16 protein-coding genes are annotated in these 18,155 nt (G+C 42.2%); 5 read left to right on the plus strand and 11 right to left on the minus strand.

Annotated features, from left to right (window positions below; genetic code table 11):
• The first annotated feature begins 21 nt into the window (after positions 1-21).
• Positions 22-1,437, plus strand: coding sequence for a PAS domain-containing sensor histidine kinase (locus tag BK139_RS06195; RefSeq protein ID WP_076257488.1), 1,416 nt, complete (start codon positions 22-24; stop codon positions 1,435-1,437).
• A 31-nt stretch (positions 1,438-1,468) separates the two neighbouring features.
• Here BK139_RS06195 and BK139_RS06200 read toward each other — a convergent pair whose 3' ends face one another.
• Together BK139_RS06200 and BK139_RS06205 are read right to left on the minus strand one after the other, a co-directional pair.
• Positions 1,469-2,224: an NRDE family protein gene (locus tag BK139_RS06200; RefSeq protein ID WP_076257489.1), complete on the minus strand. Its 756-nt coding sequence runs from the start codon at positions 2,222-2,224 to the stop codon at positions 1,469-1,471.
• Between the two features lie 88 nt (positions 2,225-2,312).
• On the minus strand, positions 2,313-3,416 hold the full coding sequence (locus BK139_RS06205) for an AI-2E family transporter (protein WP_076257490.1): 1,104 nt from the start codon (positions 3,414-3,416) through the stop codon (positions 2,313-2,315).
• 259 nt (positions 3,417-3,675) lie between these two features.
• Here BK139_RS06205 and BK139_RS06210 point away from each other — a divergent pair, with 259 nt between their 5' ends.
• From BK139_RS06210 to BK139_RS06220, 3 genes are all read left to right on the plus strand, one after another.
• Positions 3,676-3,861, plus strand: coding sequence for a hypothetical protein (locus BK139_RS06210; protein ID WP_076257491.1), 186 nt, complete (start codon positions 3,676-3,678; stop codon positions 3,859-3,861).
• A gap of 85 nt (positions 3,862-3,946) precedes the next feature.
• Positions 3,947-5,050 (plus strand): glycosyltransferase family 4 protein, encoded by a 1,104-nt coding sequence (locus BK139_RS06215; protein ID WP_076257492.1) that lies wholly within the window; start codon positions 3,947-3,949, stop codon positions 5,048-5,050.
• A gap of 12 nt (positions 5,051-5,062) precedes the next feature.
• Positions 5,063-6,238: a glycosyltransferase family 4 protein gene (locus tag BK139_RS06220; protein ID WP_076257493.1), complete on the plus strand. Its 1,176-nt coding sequence runs from the start codon at positions 5,063-5,065 to the stop codon at positions 6,236-6,238.
• Here the strand turns inward: BK139_RS06220 and BK139_RS06225 are convergent.
• The 9 genes from BK139_RS06225 to BK139_RS06265 form a co-directional block, all read right to left on the minus strand.
• Positions 6,231-7,388, minus strand: coding sequence for a glycosyltransferase (locus tag BK139_RS06225; RefSeq protein WP_076257622.1), 1,158 nt, complete (start codon positions 7,386-7,388; stop codon positions 6,231-6,233). The two genes, BK139_RS06220 and BK139_RS06225, sit on opposite strands and share 8 nt — an antisense overlap.
• A gap of 32 nt (positions 7,389-7,420) precedes the next feature.
• Entirely contained in the window at positions 7,421-8,896 is a 1,476-nt protein-coding gene (locus BK139_RS06230) for a sugar phosphate nucleotidyltransferase (protein ID WP_353615004.1), read from the minus strand.
• A 391-nt stretch (positions 8,897-9,287) separates the two neighbouring features.
• Positions 9,288-10,481 carry a PDZ domain-containing protein gene (locus BK139_RS06235; RefSeq protein WP_076257495.1) on the minus strand — a complete coding sequence of 398 codons (1,194 nt, stop codon included), beginning with the start codon at positions 10,479-10,481 and terminating at the stop codon, positions 9,288-9,290.
• A gap of 179 nt (positions 10,482-10,660) precedes the next feature.
• Complete coding sequence (locus BK139_RS06240; protein WP_076257496.1) at positions 10,661-12,112, minus strand: S41 family peptidase; 1,452 nt, start codon at positions 12,110-12,112, stop codon at positions 10,661-10,663.
• A 258-nt stretch (positions 12,113-12,370) separates the two neighbouring features.
• The gene (locus BK139_RS06245; protein ID WP_076257497.1) at positions 12,371-13,705 is read right to left on the minus strand and encodes a murein hydrolase activator EnvC family protein; all 1,335 of its coding nucleotides are present in this window, start codon (positions 13,703-13,705) and stop codon (positions 12,371-12,373) included.
• 157 nt (positions 13,706-13,862) lie between these two features.
• Complete coding sequence (gene ftsX / locus BK139_RS06250; protein WP_048009812.1) at positions 13,863-14,756, minus strand: permease-like cell division protein FtsX; 894 nt, start codon at positions 14,754-14,756, stop codon at positions 13,863-13,865.
• Positions 14,746-15,432, minus strand: a complete 687-nt coding sequence (ftsE, locus tag BK139_RS06255; RefSeq protein ID WP_048009813.1) for a cell division ATP-binding protein FtsE — start codon at positions 15,430-15,432, stop codon at positions 14,746-14,748. Before ftsE ends, ftsX begins: the two co-directional genes overlap by 11 nt.
• Positions 15,433-15,942: 510 nt before the next feature.
• Positions 15,943-16,296 (minus strand): cytochrome c551, encoded by a 354-nt coding sequence (gene cccB / locus BK139_RS06260; protein ID WP_048009814.1) that lies wholly within the window; start codon positions 16,294-16,296, stop codon positions 15,943-15,945.
• 52 nt (positions 16,297-16,348) lie between these two features.
• Positions 16,349-17,215 carry a YitT family protein gene (locus tag BK139_RS06265; protein WP_076257498.1) on the minus strand — a complete coding sequence of 289 codons (867 nt, stop codon included), beginning with the start codon at positions 17,213-17,215 and terminating at the stop codon, positions 16,349-16,351.
• A gap of 282 nt (positions 17,216-17,497) precedes the next feature.
• Between BK139_RS06265 and BK139_RS06270 the strand changes: the two genes are divergently transcribed.
• On the plus strand, positions 17,498-18,100 hold the full coding sequence (locus BK139_RS06270; protein WP_076257499.1) for a hypothetical protein: 603 nt from the start codon (positions 17,498-17,500) through the stop codon (positions 18,098-18,100).
• Positions 18,101-18,155 lie beyond the last annotated feature (55 nt).

Consider the following 18,155-nt stretch of genomic DNA (forward strand, 5'->3'; position numbering starts at 1 on the left):
TTCAAAAAAAGGAGGGAGAAAATGATTATGACCGAGAATCCGGCAGATTTATTCGCGGACAAAGTCGAAGCGAGGAATCTGCAGCTGGCCATTCAGCATTCCAGCGATGTGATTGCAAGAGTGACAAAAGAAGGCATTGCTTTATATGTATCCCCTTCCTGCCTGCCGACACTGGGGTATTCCCCGCAGGATTTTTACCGGAGCAGTCTTTACACATACTGCCATCCAAATGACCGGGATCTTCTAAGAGATGCACTGGCCGAGCTCGAACAGCTTCCGCATAATCGGGAGACTTTTCGTTTCAGGCACAAGGAAGGACATTATTTGTGGCTGGAAGCCAATTTTTCAGTCATTAATGAGGATAAAGAAGCAATTTGCATAATCCGGGATATGACACAGAGAATTATTATGGAAGAGGAAATTCTTGAGACACAGGAGAAGTACCGTTTTCTGGTGGAGTACTCCAAGGATACGATCGGAATGGTGACTCAAAAGGGGATTTGGACCTATATCAATAATGAAGGGAAGAAGCTCTTCGGGTATACGAGCATCAATGAGATGATCGGCACTTCACTCCACGACTACACTCCTCCTTCAGAACATTCCACCCTCGATGATTTTCTGCAAACAAAGCTAAGCGTGAATTTTGAGCTTAATTTGATCCGGACTGACGGACAAATAAGAAAAGCCGAAGTCCAGCTGATCCCAACCACTTTTAAGAACAGAAAAGTCTACCAGATCATTATCAAAGATGTAACTGGACAAAAGAAGACTGAAGAAAAGCTGCAGAATGCTGAAAAACTTTCCGTGGTCGGTCAGCTTGCGGCAGGCATCGCCCATGAAATCCGCAACCCGCTTACAGCCATAAAAGGCTTTACACAGCTGTTATACGAAGAACATAAAGACAATTTCGCAGAGGTCATTCTAAATGAGCTGGAGCGGATTGAAGGCATCGTCAATGACCTGCTCGTTCTCGCCAAGCCTCAAATAACCGAAATGGAAAAAACCTGCCTGACAAACATAGTAAAAAGTGTGATTACTCTTTTAAACAGCCAGGCAGTCATGGAAAATATTCTGATCGAATTAACTCAGTCACCTGGCGAATTCTTTGTGAATTGTGAAAAAGATAAAATTAAGCAGGTGCTGATTAACATCATTAAGAACTCGATGGAAGCCATGCCCATGGGCGGCAAAATAAACGTCGATATCCGCCAGGAGGACCATTCTGTCATCATCACTGTCGAGGATGAAGGAATCGGCATACCGGAAGAACGCCTCGCCAAATTGGGAGAGCCGTTTTACAGCACAAAAGAAAAAGGGACAGGCCTTGGCATCATGATCTGCAAAAAAATCATTAAAAATCACGGCGGAAACCTATACATCCACAGCAGGGAAAATGAAGGCACAACAGTCCGGATTACACTGCCGCTTGCCTGAATAAAAGAAGCCAGATCACTGAGCTGGCTTCTTATTTTTTAAGGATAAACTCCTGTTCCTGCCTATCCTCCCCAATATGTACCCTTTCCTTGTAAAAAATCTCATCCTTTGACATCAGCAGCACAGTTGAACTCCTGGTTCCATAGCCATCGCTTTTGATAAATAATGGAGACAGAATCCGTTCCCATTCAAGTGAAACTCCTGTTTTCGGAAGCCTATCATCCGGGGCGGGGTCTGCATTCCGGAGAAGTGTGAACAGGTCTTCTGTTAAGTTTCCCCCTGCATTATCTAAGAGAGCAGATAAGCCCTCCTTCCCTTTTTTCACCTTTGGCCATTCGGTATCCAGCACATGATTGCTGACCCCGTACACCCCCGGCTGAAGCTGCTCGATTCTATCCTCCACGTTCGAATAATAAAAAAGCTCGTCCAAATTCCCTGCAAGCAAATTGTAGCCGGGATAGCTGACGCGATGTTCAGATGCCCTGTTCATAAAGTCAGCAGGCGAAGCACTGCCCTTCAAAAAATCCGCCGCCAGATCTCCTCTTGACCTCTTGCCTTCTGTCACTTCATTTGGATCGCGGTAATTTGTCAGAGCTGCAAATCTGCCATTTTTAGTGACACCCATCCACGTTCCCATTTTCCTCAAATCGCGTCCGGCGAGAATGTGGGGATGATCCTCCCAAAAATGTGCAGGTGCAGTCGGACGCTCGTAAAATTCGTCGCGATTGGCTGCAGCAATCAGCTTATATTTCGGATGGACTTTGTATGCAAAAAGGATTAGACACACGGGGATCACTGCTTTCGTTTTATTATCATTATAGCTTTACATGCAAATACAGCAAAAAGCCCCTTTCTGCAAAGGAGCTTCCCCATCTTCACGTAACCGTCTCCTCGAGCCGAGCTGCTTTCCTCGCCCTTAAAAACCTTATTGTATTTAAAACAATCGTTTTAGTCACAGCATAAGTAGGAATCGCCAGAATCATGCCAAGAATTCCGGCAAGATTGCCTGCAACCAGCAAGAGGATAATGATGGTGGCCGGATGTGTGTTTAAGGTTTTGCCGAGAATCAGCGGTGACAGCACGTTCCCTTCAACCTGCTGGGCAATCACGATGACCACAACAACCAGAAGGGCTTTAGTCGGCGAGTCAAAAAGTGCGACGATTACGGCAGGTGCACCGCCAAGAAACGGTCCGACATAAGGAATAATATTCGTGATGGCTACAATCAGCGCCATAACCAGCGCATAAGGCAGATCAATGATTAAATAACCGATAAATGACAGTGTCCCTACAAACAGCGCCACAGTAATCTGCCCCTGAATGTAAGAAGAAAGGGTTTCGCCTGTTTCCTTAAGGGTTTTAACCCCTTCTTCCCTGTAAGCAACAGGAAGAAACTTCGAAACGGCGGCAGGAAACTTATCGCCGTCTTTGAACATATAAAACAACAGGAAAGGCACCGTGACAATCGTGATTGCAATATTCGTGACCAGACTGACTATGCCGGCTACTCCCTGCGTCAAACGGCTTGGGAGCGTATTGGCATAATCCATAATGCGGGCTTCAATTTCTTGTATGGATACGTAGTCCTGTGCCAAAAACCACTTAAACTCTTCCGTGTTAGACATTGAATTAACAAAGTCTCTTGTCGCTTTCGCATATCCCGGAAGATCATTGAATAATTCAGTAACCTGTCTGCTGATAAGAGGCGCAATGTTGCCAATAACGAGCATCACTAAACCGATCACCGCTGCATAGATAATTAAAATCGCTGCCGTTCTTGGCACCCTGTAGCGCTGCAGTAGTTTAACTAGCGGATTCAATAAGAAATACAGAAATCCCGATATTATGATTGGAAAAAATAGAGTAGATACAAAGATGCCGACCGGTTCAAACAGAAAAGAAATTTTTGTTGATACATAAATGATTGTTAAGATTATCAGTAATTGCAAAGTCCAGTACTGCAGTTTTTTCTTTGCCACATTGTCACCTTTTTCTTTGAATAGATTAAATAAAGGATACCATATTCGCGTGTTTACTCCTACGAAGATGTTACTTCTTTTACGAATAGGGATTGAAAAGGTTTCGGAAAAATCATTCATATTTTAAGAAATTACACACAATAAGATTAGATATATTTACTCATATAATTCCATTATTTTGTTTAAACCTATCCTTTTAGAGGTATAAAGTACTACAGGACACAAACTTCCCCCTTTAAAGTCAGGAGTGAGCAGACTTATGAATACAATAGACATTTTTAAGAATGAACTCGCATTACTGACAGACGAAATGGATCGCTGTAAGAATGCTAAGATAAAAAAACAAATTCTTAATGATATTCGTCTCATCCAGAGTGCAGTCCAGAACTTACTTAAAGATACAGAACAAAAAAACAACCTCGCAGGCATAATCACCCTCTACTAATAGTAAATTCATTGTGATGTTAATTGGAGTAAACGAATATTATAAAGTATTCATTAGAAAATCTTCATTCAAGGAGGCTGCAGGCATGAGGATTGGAATTAATCTTCTCAATCTCACACAAGATCGATTCGGAGGGGTTGAACAGTATATAAAGAATTTGATTACCCATCTCGCTGACAGCAGGGAAAATCTTACTTTGTTCCTCTTTCTCAGTGCCAATATGAGGAATATCTTTCCCCGTCATGAAAAAATTCAAATCCAAAAGTTAACAGATTCAGCTCATATTTATAAATCCATTCGACAATGTCAGCTGGACCTCTGGTTTTGCCCATTGCATAAATCGTATATATCAAATATTGATGTTCCCAGTGTCGTAACGATTCATGATGTTCTTCACACTGAATATCCCCATTTTGTGCCAGGTGGATTAGATGAAAATAACCGTTACTATCATCAGTTTGCACCTTCTTTTACAAAAGTGATTACAGTCTCACACTTTTCCAAGAATGCTATAGCTAATCATCTGCCTATCCCAAAAGAAAAGATTCATGCCATTCACCTCAATGCACCCGCCATATTTGAAAGAGCTCCTGCACATGCGCAAAGAAAAAGGGTGAAACAAAAATATCAGCTGCCTGATAGATATGCCCTGTATCCTTCCAGTTATAATCCCCATAAAAATCATCAGAATCTTCTAAAGGCAATTCTGATATTACGGAAAAAGTATAATACCTCCATACCGCTGGTCCTGACTGGCTTTGCAGATAAAAACAATGGGATTTACCAGTCTGTATTGCGGTTTATAAGGGACCATTCATTAGAGGAAGACATTCATGTATTAGGGTATGTAAAGCCGGATGATATGCCATCTCTTTATTGGAACTCCAGCTTTTTAGTCTTTCCTTCATTATACGAAGGATTTGGCATTCCACTGGTTGAAGCTCTTAAGGCCAAGAAACCGATCGTCTGTTCAAACAAGGGAAGCATCCCGGAAATCGCAGGCGATGCAGCTCTCTATTTTGATCCGGAAAGTCCTGAGGACATTGCTTCCAAAATGAAAAGCATGTTAGATCCTTCAACAAGAGAAAGACTTAGGAAGATGAGCAGTCTACGATCAAAGCAATTTTCCTGGAAAAGGACTGCAGCAGAAACGCTGAACGTTTTTCGAAGTGTGGTCAAGAAACGTTGAGAGGAGAAAAATATGGCAAGAAAATTACTTGTTCTTAATATTTTCCCGACGGTTTTCCCGCCTACAAGCGGTGGCACTTTGAGGTATTTTCATATTTATAACGAATTAAGCCGCTATTATGATATTACTCTATTATCCCAGTCGTACGGCATAAGGGGCAAAGTGATCGAATACTCCTCAAAATTCCGGGAGTACCTAACAGAAAAAGATCCTCTCTATCCGCGTATAAGGCAGCAGCTTCATGATGCGGCACACACCTATGAACTTCCTTTACTTATGTGTTTGGAGTCTGCCAATCATCACGTTTTATACAAGAGGTATTTTAAGAAACTCTATCACAAAAGCGATATTATCATTCATGAATCCCCTTACTTACTGGATTGTGATTTGTATTTTAACAAAGATAAAAAGCCAAGAATTTTTAATAGCCATAACCATGAATACGCACTGGCAAAGCAGCTTTGGAAAAATGAGAAGGCAAGAGAGTACCTTCCCCGGCTTTATCAAGCAGAACAGCGATTAACTTCACTCGCTGATTTGATTTTTGCCACATCCTCTGCTGAGAGGGATGAGTTTATTCGAGCTTATGGCCTGGAGCCTCAAAAGGTAAAGCTTGCTCCAAATGGAATTAATTCCGGTGAGTGGCTTACACGAAGAAATAGGTCTGCAGGCAGGCCGAAAGCCCTGTTTATTGGAGCACAGTATCCGCCTAACATTCAGGCAGCGGATTTTATCGTTCACAAACTTGCGGACCAATGCCCGAATATCGATTTTATTATTGCAGGCGGATGCTGCAGTTCATTTCAAAATCCAAAGAAAAGAAATATAAAATTACTGGGCTCCGTTCAGCACCAAGAAAAATTAGCCTTATTTGCCGATGCGGATATCGCCATTAACCCAGTTATTACCGGAGCAGGAGTAAATATTAAAACACTTGAATTCCTATCTGCAGGAATCCCCCTGTTTTCCACATTATTCGGTATTCGGGGATTGGAGCTCGTTGATCATAAACACTATATTCACGCAGAACAGGAAGATTTTGCGGATAAATTGAACGAGTATGCAGGCAGGCCTGAAATGTTGGATAAGATAGCATCAAACGGGCAGAATTATATCAACAGCCATTATTCATGGAAAAGCATTGCGAAAAAAATCTATGAAGCTATAGAAAAGACTCTTTCTATTTAAGAAGCTCTTCTATAGCCTTTTTCATTGAAATCCCCGCCACATCCCATGTAAGCTTCTCCATATCCCATCGCCCTTTTTTTCCTTTCTGCTTACAAAGGTGCGGGTTTTCATAGGCCAATCTCATCTTCCTTTTCGTGTCCTCCAAATCCGCTTCAGCCCATAACTGGCCGCCCTGCCCAAATAAATGGTGATATCGTTTTGATATAGCATTATCGCTGTACATACTTTTCCTCGGGTCCTCAAGCTTATAGTCGATTAAGAAGGAATTTTGTTCGTTTAAAAAATCCATCTGTCCGCCCCAGCCTGTAGCTATAACCGGGGTTCCGCTTGATAAGGCCTCCATGTACGGCAGACCTACTCCTTCCCCTCTTGTGGGAAGAATAAAGGCATTGCCAAGCGTATATAAACCCTTTATCTGTTCTTCCGGCAAAATGCCAGTTAATACATGTATGGGAGCCGTTCCATTTGTAAACCCAAGATTTCTTTTATACTTTGAGATAGCATTTAATATATTTTTGCGGCTTCTTCCGTAGGTTTTAATAATCAGCAGCACATTATCCCTGGAAGTGAATTCACTCCAATACGCTTTTAACAAAGTTTCAGGATTTTTTCTATGCTGAAAATCAAAGATCGAAACAAAAACAAACTTCCCATTTGCTTCTTTTAATGCAAGCTTTTTATTTCCAGGATTGAACGTTTGTATATCTGCTCCATGGGGAGCCAGAAACACGGGGATTTTCACGCCGCTTTTTTTCATTGCATATACATTTTGGCTGCAAGGCACGCATACCCCATCACATGCATTAATGAAAGGCAGCCAGGAACGTGGAATCCTCGCTGTTTCCCAAACCGTATTCAATAGAATCAGATCACATGTTTTTCTTTCCTTTTTAATATCTTCAATATTCCCTGGGGGACAATGATAGATTAAAATTTTTTGTTTGTTTTCTTTGTAAGGGGTATCTATTAATTGTAACAATCTGTCTTTCTTGCCTGGATCATTAAACTGATAGGGGAAATTCCATGTAAATGGCTGAATCTTAATATCGGCACCAAGACGGTCCAATGAAAGAACATACTCTCGGCTCGCAATTCCGTATCCGCTTGCATCCAGAACCGGCCCTTTCCAAATGACTTGATAATCTGACACATCTTTCCCTCCCGCCATCACGAACAATTTGATTAATTCTTTTTCATTCCTAACCTGGTTTTCATAGATTTCAACCCCATTTTCCATATCATGCTGGCCCATTGTACAGAAGATGACAGAAACGATCTATTCCTCCCCTTTATACTATGGTTAACCGTATCATCCCAAGAATCCGCAATCCGGATGATATCCTCTTCCAACAGCTTTTCTCCCCACTGGACTTCTATGATTTCAAGGGATGTAATGGCTTTAACTGCATGTTTTGCTCCAAAAGGAATCTGGAGGACGTCCCCCGCCTTTATATAAGAAAGCCGTCCATCCAAAATAAACTTTCCTTCTCCGGAAATGACAGTCCAAGTCTCCTGCCTGAATTGGTGAGTCTGGTAGCTGATATTCTTTCCTGGATTTATTTTGATCAGCTTGGATAGTGAGTGCATACCTTCGTTCGTACTGGTAAAATCTAAAACCTTATAAACACCCCATCTTTTCTCCTCATACATAGGTCTTGCTTTTTCAGCCTGTTCCTTAATAGCATTGCTCTTGTGCTTATTGGCTACCAGAATCCCATCCGGACTGGCAGCTATAATAGTGTCAGAGACTGAAATGGCATGAATCGGAATGGACATTTCATTGACAATCTGTGTATTTTGACAATCCTCAGACAAAGAGCCTTTGCCAAATATCGAATTCGCAAGCTGACCGCTCAATGCTTCCCAGCTGCCAAGGTCCTTCCATTGTCCAGAGTAGGGTATGACAATCGACTTGCTATTCTTCTCGACAACCTGATAATCAAAACTGATATCAGGCAGACGATCATATGTTTTCAGCAGCTGGCTGTAAGATGTAGAAAACTTCTTTTCTTTCAAGTACTCAATCATAAAATTTAAAGAAAATCCAAATATACCACAATTCCAATAAGCATTTTTTTCGATCAGCATCTGGGCTTTGTCTGAGTTTGGTTTTTCTATAAATTCATCGATTAATAGGCAGCCAACTTCTTCCTTTAGAGCCTGCTTAGGTACGATATATCCAAACTGCTCAGACGGAAACTGAGGTAAAGCACCAAAAAGTGCAAGTTCTGCCTGCGATTTCTGAAGAATATCCGGAATGGTTAAGAGCTGTTCATAAAACCGGGGCTCCACATAGGAATCGACCGGAAGCACACAAATGGTTTCATTAATACTGGAATGTTGATGTGAATGAAGATAAGCACAAGCCAAAACAATGGATGGGAATGTACCTCTTTGACTCGGCTCGCAGATAACGGGGATGTGACTGCCTATTTGGTTTTTTATAATATCCATTTGACTCTCACAGGTAATAATATAGGCGGATGATAAAAGCCCAGCGTCAGCAAGCTGCCTGCATACCCGCTGAATCATTGATTCATACTCGCCCTGTTCATTTTTCAAAAGCTTTAAGAACTGCTTTGAACGGACCGAATTGGATAATGGCCAAAGCCTCTTTCCGATTCCTCCGGATAACAGCAAGATTTTCAGCTTCTTCACCCCCTTTTTCAAAGGAAAATACATTTCTTACTATTGTATGGGATTGAGTAAATTCCGATATGGTCATTTATCTCATTGCTTATAACAGGGACGGAAAAAATAAAAAGGTATTCCTTTACTAAAAGGAATACCTCAGAGTGTAGACAAACCCCTTATTCAAAAATTCATCTGATGAAAAAGGGGTTTTGCTTCTTTTTTTGTAGCATATTTGGTAGTTCATGTTCCGAAACAGTACCATATATTGATGAGGTATTAATTACAAAAAACGGCTATCGACTTTGTCGACAGCCTGAGGTATTCCTTTACTAAAAGGAATACCTTGATAACTTATTTTAACTTTTACTTTTAAGGAAGACTGACCCATTCACAGCATTAAATGAAAATTAATCTTCTATACCGCTTCACTATCCCACTTCTTCTCATCCTGTACAAACAGCAGCCCCAGTTCATGATGGTCACCTTCATAAAGAGCACGCTGAACGAAACGAACCTGTCCGTTCACATCAAAGACCTCGAGCTTGCAGTGAGCGCCGTTCTTTTGTAGGGCTTCATAGAAGCCTTTCTCATCATGGATTTTCACGCCATTGACTTTTGTAACAACCTCTCCCACTCCAAGAGACATTTTATCAGCTGGTGAATCGGGAACTACCCCGAGTACCATGATTCCCTGATTGCGCTTGGAAAAATAAAACGGCGCCTGATCCTCTGCCATTCTCTGGCGGAGCGAGATGAATTCCCGCCCGATGATCGCAAGTGCAGATGCACCCACAGCAGCAAGCGGATACCAGTAGCCTGCAGCAGAAATCAGCAATAAAAGTATGCCAAATACGCTGATTCTTTGTCCAAGCAGGGCTGTTGCCTCTTTAGGAAGCGTACCTTGTATTCTCTGATGAAACCCGATTGAAAACGGGACAAGAATGAGTGAATACATTTCATCGCCAATCGGTATCATTGGCCACCACTCAAACGGCAGCTGCAGCGCCTGACCCGGTATCAGCAGAAATACAGGAACCATCCAGATTCTTTTGGATTCATGAATGCCGATGATTTGACCCCGCTTACTCTTTACCAGCCTGGGAGATGTCCCTTTTCGGCCGTTTCTTATAATCAGGAAGCCTTCTGCAATCACCAGAAGAGCAAGGAGAACAGCGATGGATGGAAAGATGGAAGAATCAAGATCTGATGCCGACTGGGCGAATGACGGCAATGGCCACTCCTGTTCAAAAGCAAACATTGTGGCGAAAAAGGCAAAGCCCAGCGTATAAACTGGCGCCATCCATCTCACTTTTGCCGTTAAGCTCCACAGGAACGTAAGTGCAGCGGTAAACACAATCGTCTCCAATGGCAGGACAAGTCCCGCTCCCACCATCACCACGCTTACGGCAAGACCTGCCAGAATCCCCAGCGGAAGAAGCTGCCTCAGCTCAAAATAAGCATTTTCAGCACGGACCGAAAAGTCCTTTCGCTCTCGCTTTACACGGGAAATGCCTAAAAAGGCTGCCACAAAAAACAGGTAATAAAATACCGGATTTAACAGCAACTTTCCCGTTCCTTTTAAAAACTCAAAAATCCACTCCTCTATCAAAATTGCCACCAGCCTCTATTAATAAATTCTCATGAATTATGTAAACAGCAGAAAACTCTATTACTCTATATTCTACCAAAAGCACCTTGCAAAACCTATTACAATCTCGCTTTAAATAAAAAATAGCAGAAGGAAAATTCCTCCTGCTTCAATCGACAAAATTCGGGTGGTGCCTGTCACTATTTGGCTATATATCTCAAAGCCGTCTGCAGCTGCAAATCGTTCTGCTCTTTTTTCATTTCTTCGATTGCGGCCTGTTCAAGCGCTGCTGCGGTTTTCTTGTCTATCCGGCCGGTTGCTTCAAGCTCTTTTTGCTGCTGAAAGACTTTCACTGCTGCTTCAGTGGAATCATTGAAATAGCCATCTGTCCTGCCCGGGGCATATCCGAGTCCGGCCAGAATTTCCTGTGCATTCTTCACCATTTCATTATTCATATCAATCTCCAAAGGCTTCTCCACCTGCAAAGGATGAGTCTGATAGATATCCGGCTGTTTCACCTCAAGAGTAGGCTTGATTCCTTTATTATGAATCCAGTTTCCGTCTGGTGTCAGCCATTTAAATAAAGTGAGCTTGATATTGCTGCCGTCGCCCATCGGAACAGGCTGCTGAACAGTCCCTTTTCCAAATGATTTCTCACCGATAATGGCATAACCCTCCGCTTCCTTTAATGCGCCGGCCAGAATCTCTGATGCAGAGGCACTTCCTTTATCCACAAGAACGGCAATCGGATAGCTTTTTGGCTTTTCAAGTGTGGAGAAATACCTCATCTTCTCCCCATTCCGTTTCTCAATCTGCAAATATGGTTTGTCAGCTGTAACCAATTCCTTCAGAATTTCCTGAACAGAGGTCAGGAGACCGCCGGGATTTCCACGGACATCAATGACAAGCCCTTCGATCCCTTCCTGTTCCATTTCACTCAGCTGTTTCGCAAATTCTTTGGATGTATCTTCGGAAAAGGAGGTAATCTCCAGATACCCAACCTCTTTTCCTCTTTCCTTCTTGATTTCTGAGTAAACAGTAATTTGAGGAATTTCATCTCTTTTTACTTCCACCTTTAAAGGCTCCTTTAATCCCTGGCGCGCAACTTCAAGCTTTACCTTTGTGCCTTTTTTACCTCGGATCTTCATGGTCGCTTTATATAAATCAAGACCCTTCACACTTTCCCCGTCCACTTTTAAGATTTCATCTTTTGGCTTTAGGCCCGCTTTTTCCGCCGGTGAGTCCTTAAAAGGCGCAACAATGATGATTTTTCCGTCCACCATGCTGACTTCCGCACCGATTCCTTCAAAAGAAGATTCCAATGTATCACTGAATTGTTTTGCCGTTTCTTCATCCATATAAACGGAGTATGGGTCTTCGAGGGTTGCAAGCATGCCCTGGATGGCTCCCTCCACGAGCTGTTTCTCCTCTACTTTTTCCACATAGCTATTCAAAATCAGCTGATAGGCCGTTTCCATCTTTTCCACCTTCTCTTGATCTAACTGTTTTCCGTTTTCCTTGGAATCTAGTAATTGATTTGGGGCTCCTGTCTGCGGAGCTTCCTTTGCCAGCCACTGCATGCCAGCATATGTACCGCCAGCCCCTGTCAGCAATGATCCCGTCATCAGCACGGCGATCCATCCTCTGCTCATCGTCATCTCCCTTTCCAGTTTGCTGCGTTCCTGTATATTTTCAGCGTCTGCGGCCTTCCCCGATTTTTAAATAAATAAAAACAACCCGCAAAGGGAGCGGGATGTCTTCGCTTATTTCATCCTATGTTTGCTATGGACGAGTTATGATTTCTTTTGCTTGAGAGTATTTTAAAAACAGACGTCTAATAGGATTAAAGACCCTCTTTTCGGGTAAAAGAAAAGTGGAAGAAGCTATGCTCCTTCCACTTTACGCTATTTTTATAGAGGCACAATGCCTACAGGATTAATCGCATTTGATTTTGCTGCATTCCAAGAACCTCTGTGAAGTTCAAAGTGCAGATGCTGACCGTAAGATTGTCCAGTATTACCCATGATACCGATTTGCTGGCCTTTAGAAACTGTCTGGCCAGAGCCGACAGAACGGCTTCTCATGTGAGCATATACGGTAGTATACGTTTGTCCGCCTACAGAGTGAGCAATGAAAATCGCATTTCCGTAGCTGCTTGAGTAATATGAACGGATGACAACACCATCTGCTGCTGCCACGATCGGTACTGTACCGCCTGATGCAATATCAACACCATAGTGCTCGCCTAAAGAACGGCCGCCAAATCCTGAAGAAAGTCTTCCTGCAGCTGGTTTTGTCCAGGCACCGCTTGCTACAGAAGGTGCAGATACCTGCGGGCTGCTTGATGATCCGCTGTCAGATGAGGAGCTGCTTCCCGCTGATGAAGAACTGCTCTTCTTAGCCGCTTCTGCTGCCGCCTTTTGTTTTGCCAGTTCAGCTTGTCTTGCTGCCTCAGCTTGTCTTTCCTGCTCAAGCTTGATCGCTTTTTGAATTGCCGCTTCCTGAGCTGCAAGAATCTCATTTTCTTCAGCCAGTTCAAGCTTATGGGCATGCATTTCCTCTTCTTCATGCTTTAAGGATGCAAGCAGCTTATCTTTCTCTGCTTTTTGAGCGTTTAAGCTCTTTTTCATGCTTTCAAGCTCGGCACGCATTGTTTCTAAAGAGGCAAGCTCTTCTTTTACCTGATTCTGTTTTTTCTCAAGCTCGTCTTTATCCGCCTGATGCGCTTGTAAAATTTCCTGGTCAGCTTCTACGATTGTTGCAACTGCTCCAACTCGTTCAACAAAATCTCCAAAGCTCTGCGCACCCATTAAAACATCAATATAGCTCACCATTCCGCCAGTTTCCTGGTAGTTGCGTGCACGGTCTTTTAATAGTTCATTACGCTTTTTGATGCGCTCTACTAATACTTTAATTTCTGCTTCAAGTTTCTCAATTTCCTTTTTTGTATCTGCAATTTCTTGATTCTTTTCTTCAATTTTAGCTAAAGCATCACTGATCGCTTTATCCAGACGCTCAATCTCACTTTGTACAGATTGCTGCTCGCTCTGGTTTTCGCTGATCTTTTTATCTGTATCGTTTAACTTCGATTCTACTCCGGAACGCTGCTGGTTAATTTTTTCCTGCTGGCTGTTTAAATCGTTTAGTTTATTTGCTGCAGACGCCTTTTCAATAGGCATCCCCACTGTTATGCTGCCAAAACCAAGAACGGCAGCTAATGATAATGTGATGATGGATTTCTTCAATTTCCGATTTCTCCTTTCAATGAACACCATATGTACAGGTTAATCGTTCTATATTTCATCCAAGTCTGAAACATTTAGCTTTTCTGAATCGTCTAATATAATGAAGCTTGAAGGCGCCTGGACAGGTTCCCCCCACCGCAGGGCCTTCTAAGCTTGTTTATACTTTCAGGAACTTTCTGACTGACATTAAACTTCCCCATACACCAATGAGGGCACCCATCAGGATAAGAAGCCCGGAAATCTGATAGACAAACGGACTAAACTCCAGCAGCTTGACAAAATGTCCTTCAAGCTTTGGCGCCAAATAATCATAGGCGTAATAATATGCTGATGAAACAAGCGCAATAGGAATAATGGAACCGAGCAGCCCAAGCCATAAACCTTCAAGGAAGAATGGCCACCTGATGAACGAGTTGGTTGCTCCTACCAATCTCATAATCTCAATTTCTTTTCTTCGTGACATAATCGTAATCTTAATGGTATTGGAAATCAGGAACATGGCAGTAAATAATAAGCCGATAATCAGCACAAGGCCAACGTTTCGTCCGGCATTGATAAAGTTGAATAGTTTTTCAACCTGCCCCTGCCCATATTTTACTTTTGCCGCATATTCCATTTTCTCAATCTGCTTTGCAGCTTTCATTGTGTCTGCCGGGTTTTTCGTCTTTACGATAAATACATCGTTCAGCGGATTATCCTGTTCGAACAGTTTGAAGGCTTCGCCTTCTTCACCAAGGCTGTTTATTAAACTATCAAGCTCTTTTTCCTTGGTTGAGTATTCAACTGTTTTGACTTCGGGTATTCCTTCGATTTTTTGCCGTAAAACTTCCTGATCCTGCTCATTTGCAGCAACATCGATGTGAACGCGGATTTCCACGTCCTCTTCAATGGTTGTAGCCACCTTGTTGAGATTCATCATAATGACGAAAAATACGCCAACTAAAATGAGGGTTACTGTGACCGCACTTGCAGAAGCAAATGTCATCCAGCCGTTTCGCCCAAGACTTTTAAAACTTTCGCGGAAGTGCCGGCCCAATGTTCTAGCTTTCATAGCCGTAATCACCTCTTTGCTCGTCACGCACAATTCTTCCGCCTTCAATGGCAATAACGCGGTGCTTAATCGTGTTAACAATTTCTTTATTATGAGTTGCCATGACCACAGTCGTTCCTCTCGTGTTGATTTCATCGAAGATGTTCATGATTTCCCAAGAGGTATCCGGGTCAAGGTTTCCTGTAGGCTCGTCCGCTATCACGACTTTTGGAGAGTTTACAATTGATCTGGCGATGGAAACACGCTGCTGCTCCCCGCCTGACAATTCGGTCGGAAGCATCCTTGCCTTATGTTTTAAACCTACAAGGTCCAATGTTTCCATAACTTGTTTTTTAATATTCTTCGGATGCTCTTCAATAACCTCAAGAGCAAAAGCGACATTCTCATAAACTGTCAGTGTCGGGAGGAGCTTAAAGTCCTGGAAAACGACACCGATTTTACGGCGCATTAGCGGCACCTTTGCATTCTTCAATGTAGCCAGATTCACTCCGTCAATGGTTATCGTTCCGCTTGAAGGCTTTTCTTCCCGGTACATCATTTTGATAAAGGTGGATTTACCTGCACCACTCGGCCCTACTACATAAACAAACTCACCTTGCTTAATATGAATATCTATCCCGCTGGCAGCTGTAACGCCATTGGGGTATCTCTTATATACGTCTTTCATTTCGATCATATATATCACCTAGCATCTAGTGTGTATTAAGAATTTAAATAACAGACGGCTTGTTTCGCTAAAAAACGACATCCTTTCGACATAGAGGATGACAAAATACTTGTAAATACTGCCTAATTAGCCATCTAAAATTCTCACACAACCCATTATAACATCATAAGTTGTCAAAATAACGGAAAAAATTATTACAGTTTCTTTTCAATCCTGATACTAATGTTACTTTTTTCCTGAATTTCTTTAATATTCTAGTGCTTTATTCTCTTAATCGACAGATTTTTCCTTCTTTTTTCATATTGCATTTACTCGATATTTGTCATAAATTGTGTGAAGCCATCCTGGGCTTTGAGATTGGTTATTGCAAATTTTCTTCAATACGGGGAGTTTAACTTAGGTTTTGACGCAGCTTGTTTTCACTTTGGGTGGATAAGCGGTGTCTATATTAAGCCGTAAAACTCTTAGCGAAAAAAATAAAAACGCCCTGGTAAACAGAACGTTTTCATTTGAATCCTCTTATTTCTTGCCTGCCAGCCAAGACGCTACTGCGGAAGCTTCTTCTCCCTGAAGCAATCCTTTAGGCATAGCTCCTTTACCGTTAGCTATCGTGTTTTCAATATCTTCCTGTGATAGGTTTGCACCGATTTTATCAAGCGCAGGTCCTACACCGCCTTCAAGATTTGCACCATGGCAGCTTGAACATTTCTGTTCATAAAGCTTTTGTGCATCACCAGCGTCAGCCGTATCCGTTGTTGTTTCACCGCCGCCGTTTGTAGAAGTGTCCTTGTCTTCAGCAGCATCGTCTCCGCCGCCGCAGGCTGCAAGAACTAAAGATGTACCCATTAGTAGTGCTAGTAGCTTCTTTTTCACCTATAATTCCCCCTCAGGAAAAAATACTAAGTACAGCTATATTATACCAACACTACGCTCGTTTGAAACCCTCGCCCAACACCTCGGAAGCATCCGTAACAATGATAAATGCAGTAGGATCAATGGTTTGAACCAGTTGTTTCAATTTTGTGAACTCTGTCTGATCCACTACACACATCAGGACCGGACGTTCATGGTCGGTATAACCACCGTATGCTGATAGTTTTGTCACACCGCGGTCAATTTTATTCAAAATTCCTTCACGAACTTCACTTTGATTTTCAGTAATGATTAAAGCCATCTTTGTCCGGCTGAAACCAAGCTGGATCAGATCAATTGTTTTACTTGTTACATATAGAGCAATTAAGGCATACAGCCCCTGCTCTATGTCAAAAATAATCGCAGCCGACAATACGATCAATCCATCGATTATCGCAACACAAGTGCCAAGAGACAAACCTGTATATTTGTTAATAATCTGTGCTGCAAGGTCTGTCCCTCCTGTTGATGCTTTACCCCTGAAAACAATTCCTAAACCAAGACCGACGCCAATTCCGCCAAACAGCGATGCCAGCAGCGGATCAGATGTCCATGGCTCATATTCCTTTGTCAGAAAAACAACAAACGGCAGGAAGATTGTCCCGGCCAGAGTCTTGGCTCCAAATTGTTTTCCAAGCAGCAGCACGCCAGCAATAAAAAGCGGTATATTAAATGCCCACTGTACATAAGCAGGCTCCCAGCCAACAACTGCATCCAGAATAGTACTGATCCCGCTTACCCCGCCTGATGCAATCCGGTTGGGCAGTAAAAACACATTAAACGCAACCGCAACAATGCCTGACCCTATCAAAACGTATAAATACTCCAGCAATCTCTCCGCTTTTGTACTATAAGTATATCCTCTTCTATATTTGCCCATTTCTTCTCCCTCCGGTGTCCCGATCTATGCAGAATCTGATATTCCATTTTTACCGTCAGTGAGTATAGCATGGAGTTTGAGGCCTGTAAATGCCATTGAACTGCCGTATTAAAGGACTCTGCTCTGCCTTTTCATTATGTTGCGATAAAAGCGTTCAATTTATCATGCAATATTAATGTGTGAAATGTTTATGAACATTGTGCAAGAATACTTCCAGGCCCCCTTCTCATCAGCATGAAATGCATCGGCATGTGGTATAATGTCGAAAAGGAGGTGAGAAAATTGGAGAAGATTCTTAACGAAATTTTAAGTACATTGAAGGATCATTCAAAGAGGTTTGATGGAATTGACGAGAAGTTCGATTCGTTTGATAAAAGATTCGACTCTATGGACAAGAAATTTGATTCGATTGATGAGAAATTTGAGTCGATTGACCAGAGATTTGAATCGATAGATCAGAAATTTGATTCGATTGATACAAAGTTTGATTTGATTGATCAGAGGTTTGATTCAATAGATAAGAGGTTTGATTCGATTGACCATGAAATCTTTGATGTTAAAAGCAGACTTGGAAATGTTGAGAATAGGCTTGGGAATGTTGAGAACAGGCTTGGGAATGTTGAGAACAGGATTGGAAATGTTGAGAACAGGATTGGGAATGTTGAAAATAAAATTGAAGCACTGTCTGAACAAATAGAGAACAATGCGACCGAATTCAGAAGCCAGTTTAAGCATATTGAAGTAAAGCTGGATCAGCATGAAGAAACTTTTAACATCATCTCTGACGCAATAAAAGGCACAAAAATTGATATCGTTCACCTCAGTGAAAAGAGCGGGGTTCAAGAAATGGAAATAAACCAGCTCAAAAAGCGTATCCACTCCTAGAGCATTCCCCATTCACCGGCTAGCTCAGTTAAAATCCCATAAAAAATAAGCCTAT

The organism is Paenibacillus sp. FSL R5-0490 (genome assembly GCF_001956215.1).
In the GTDB taxonomy this organism is placed as follows: Bacteria; Bacillota; Bacilli; order Bacillales; family Cytobacillaceae; genus Cytobacillus.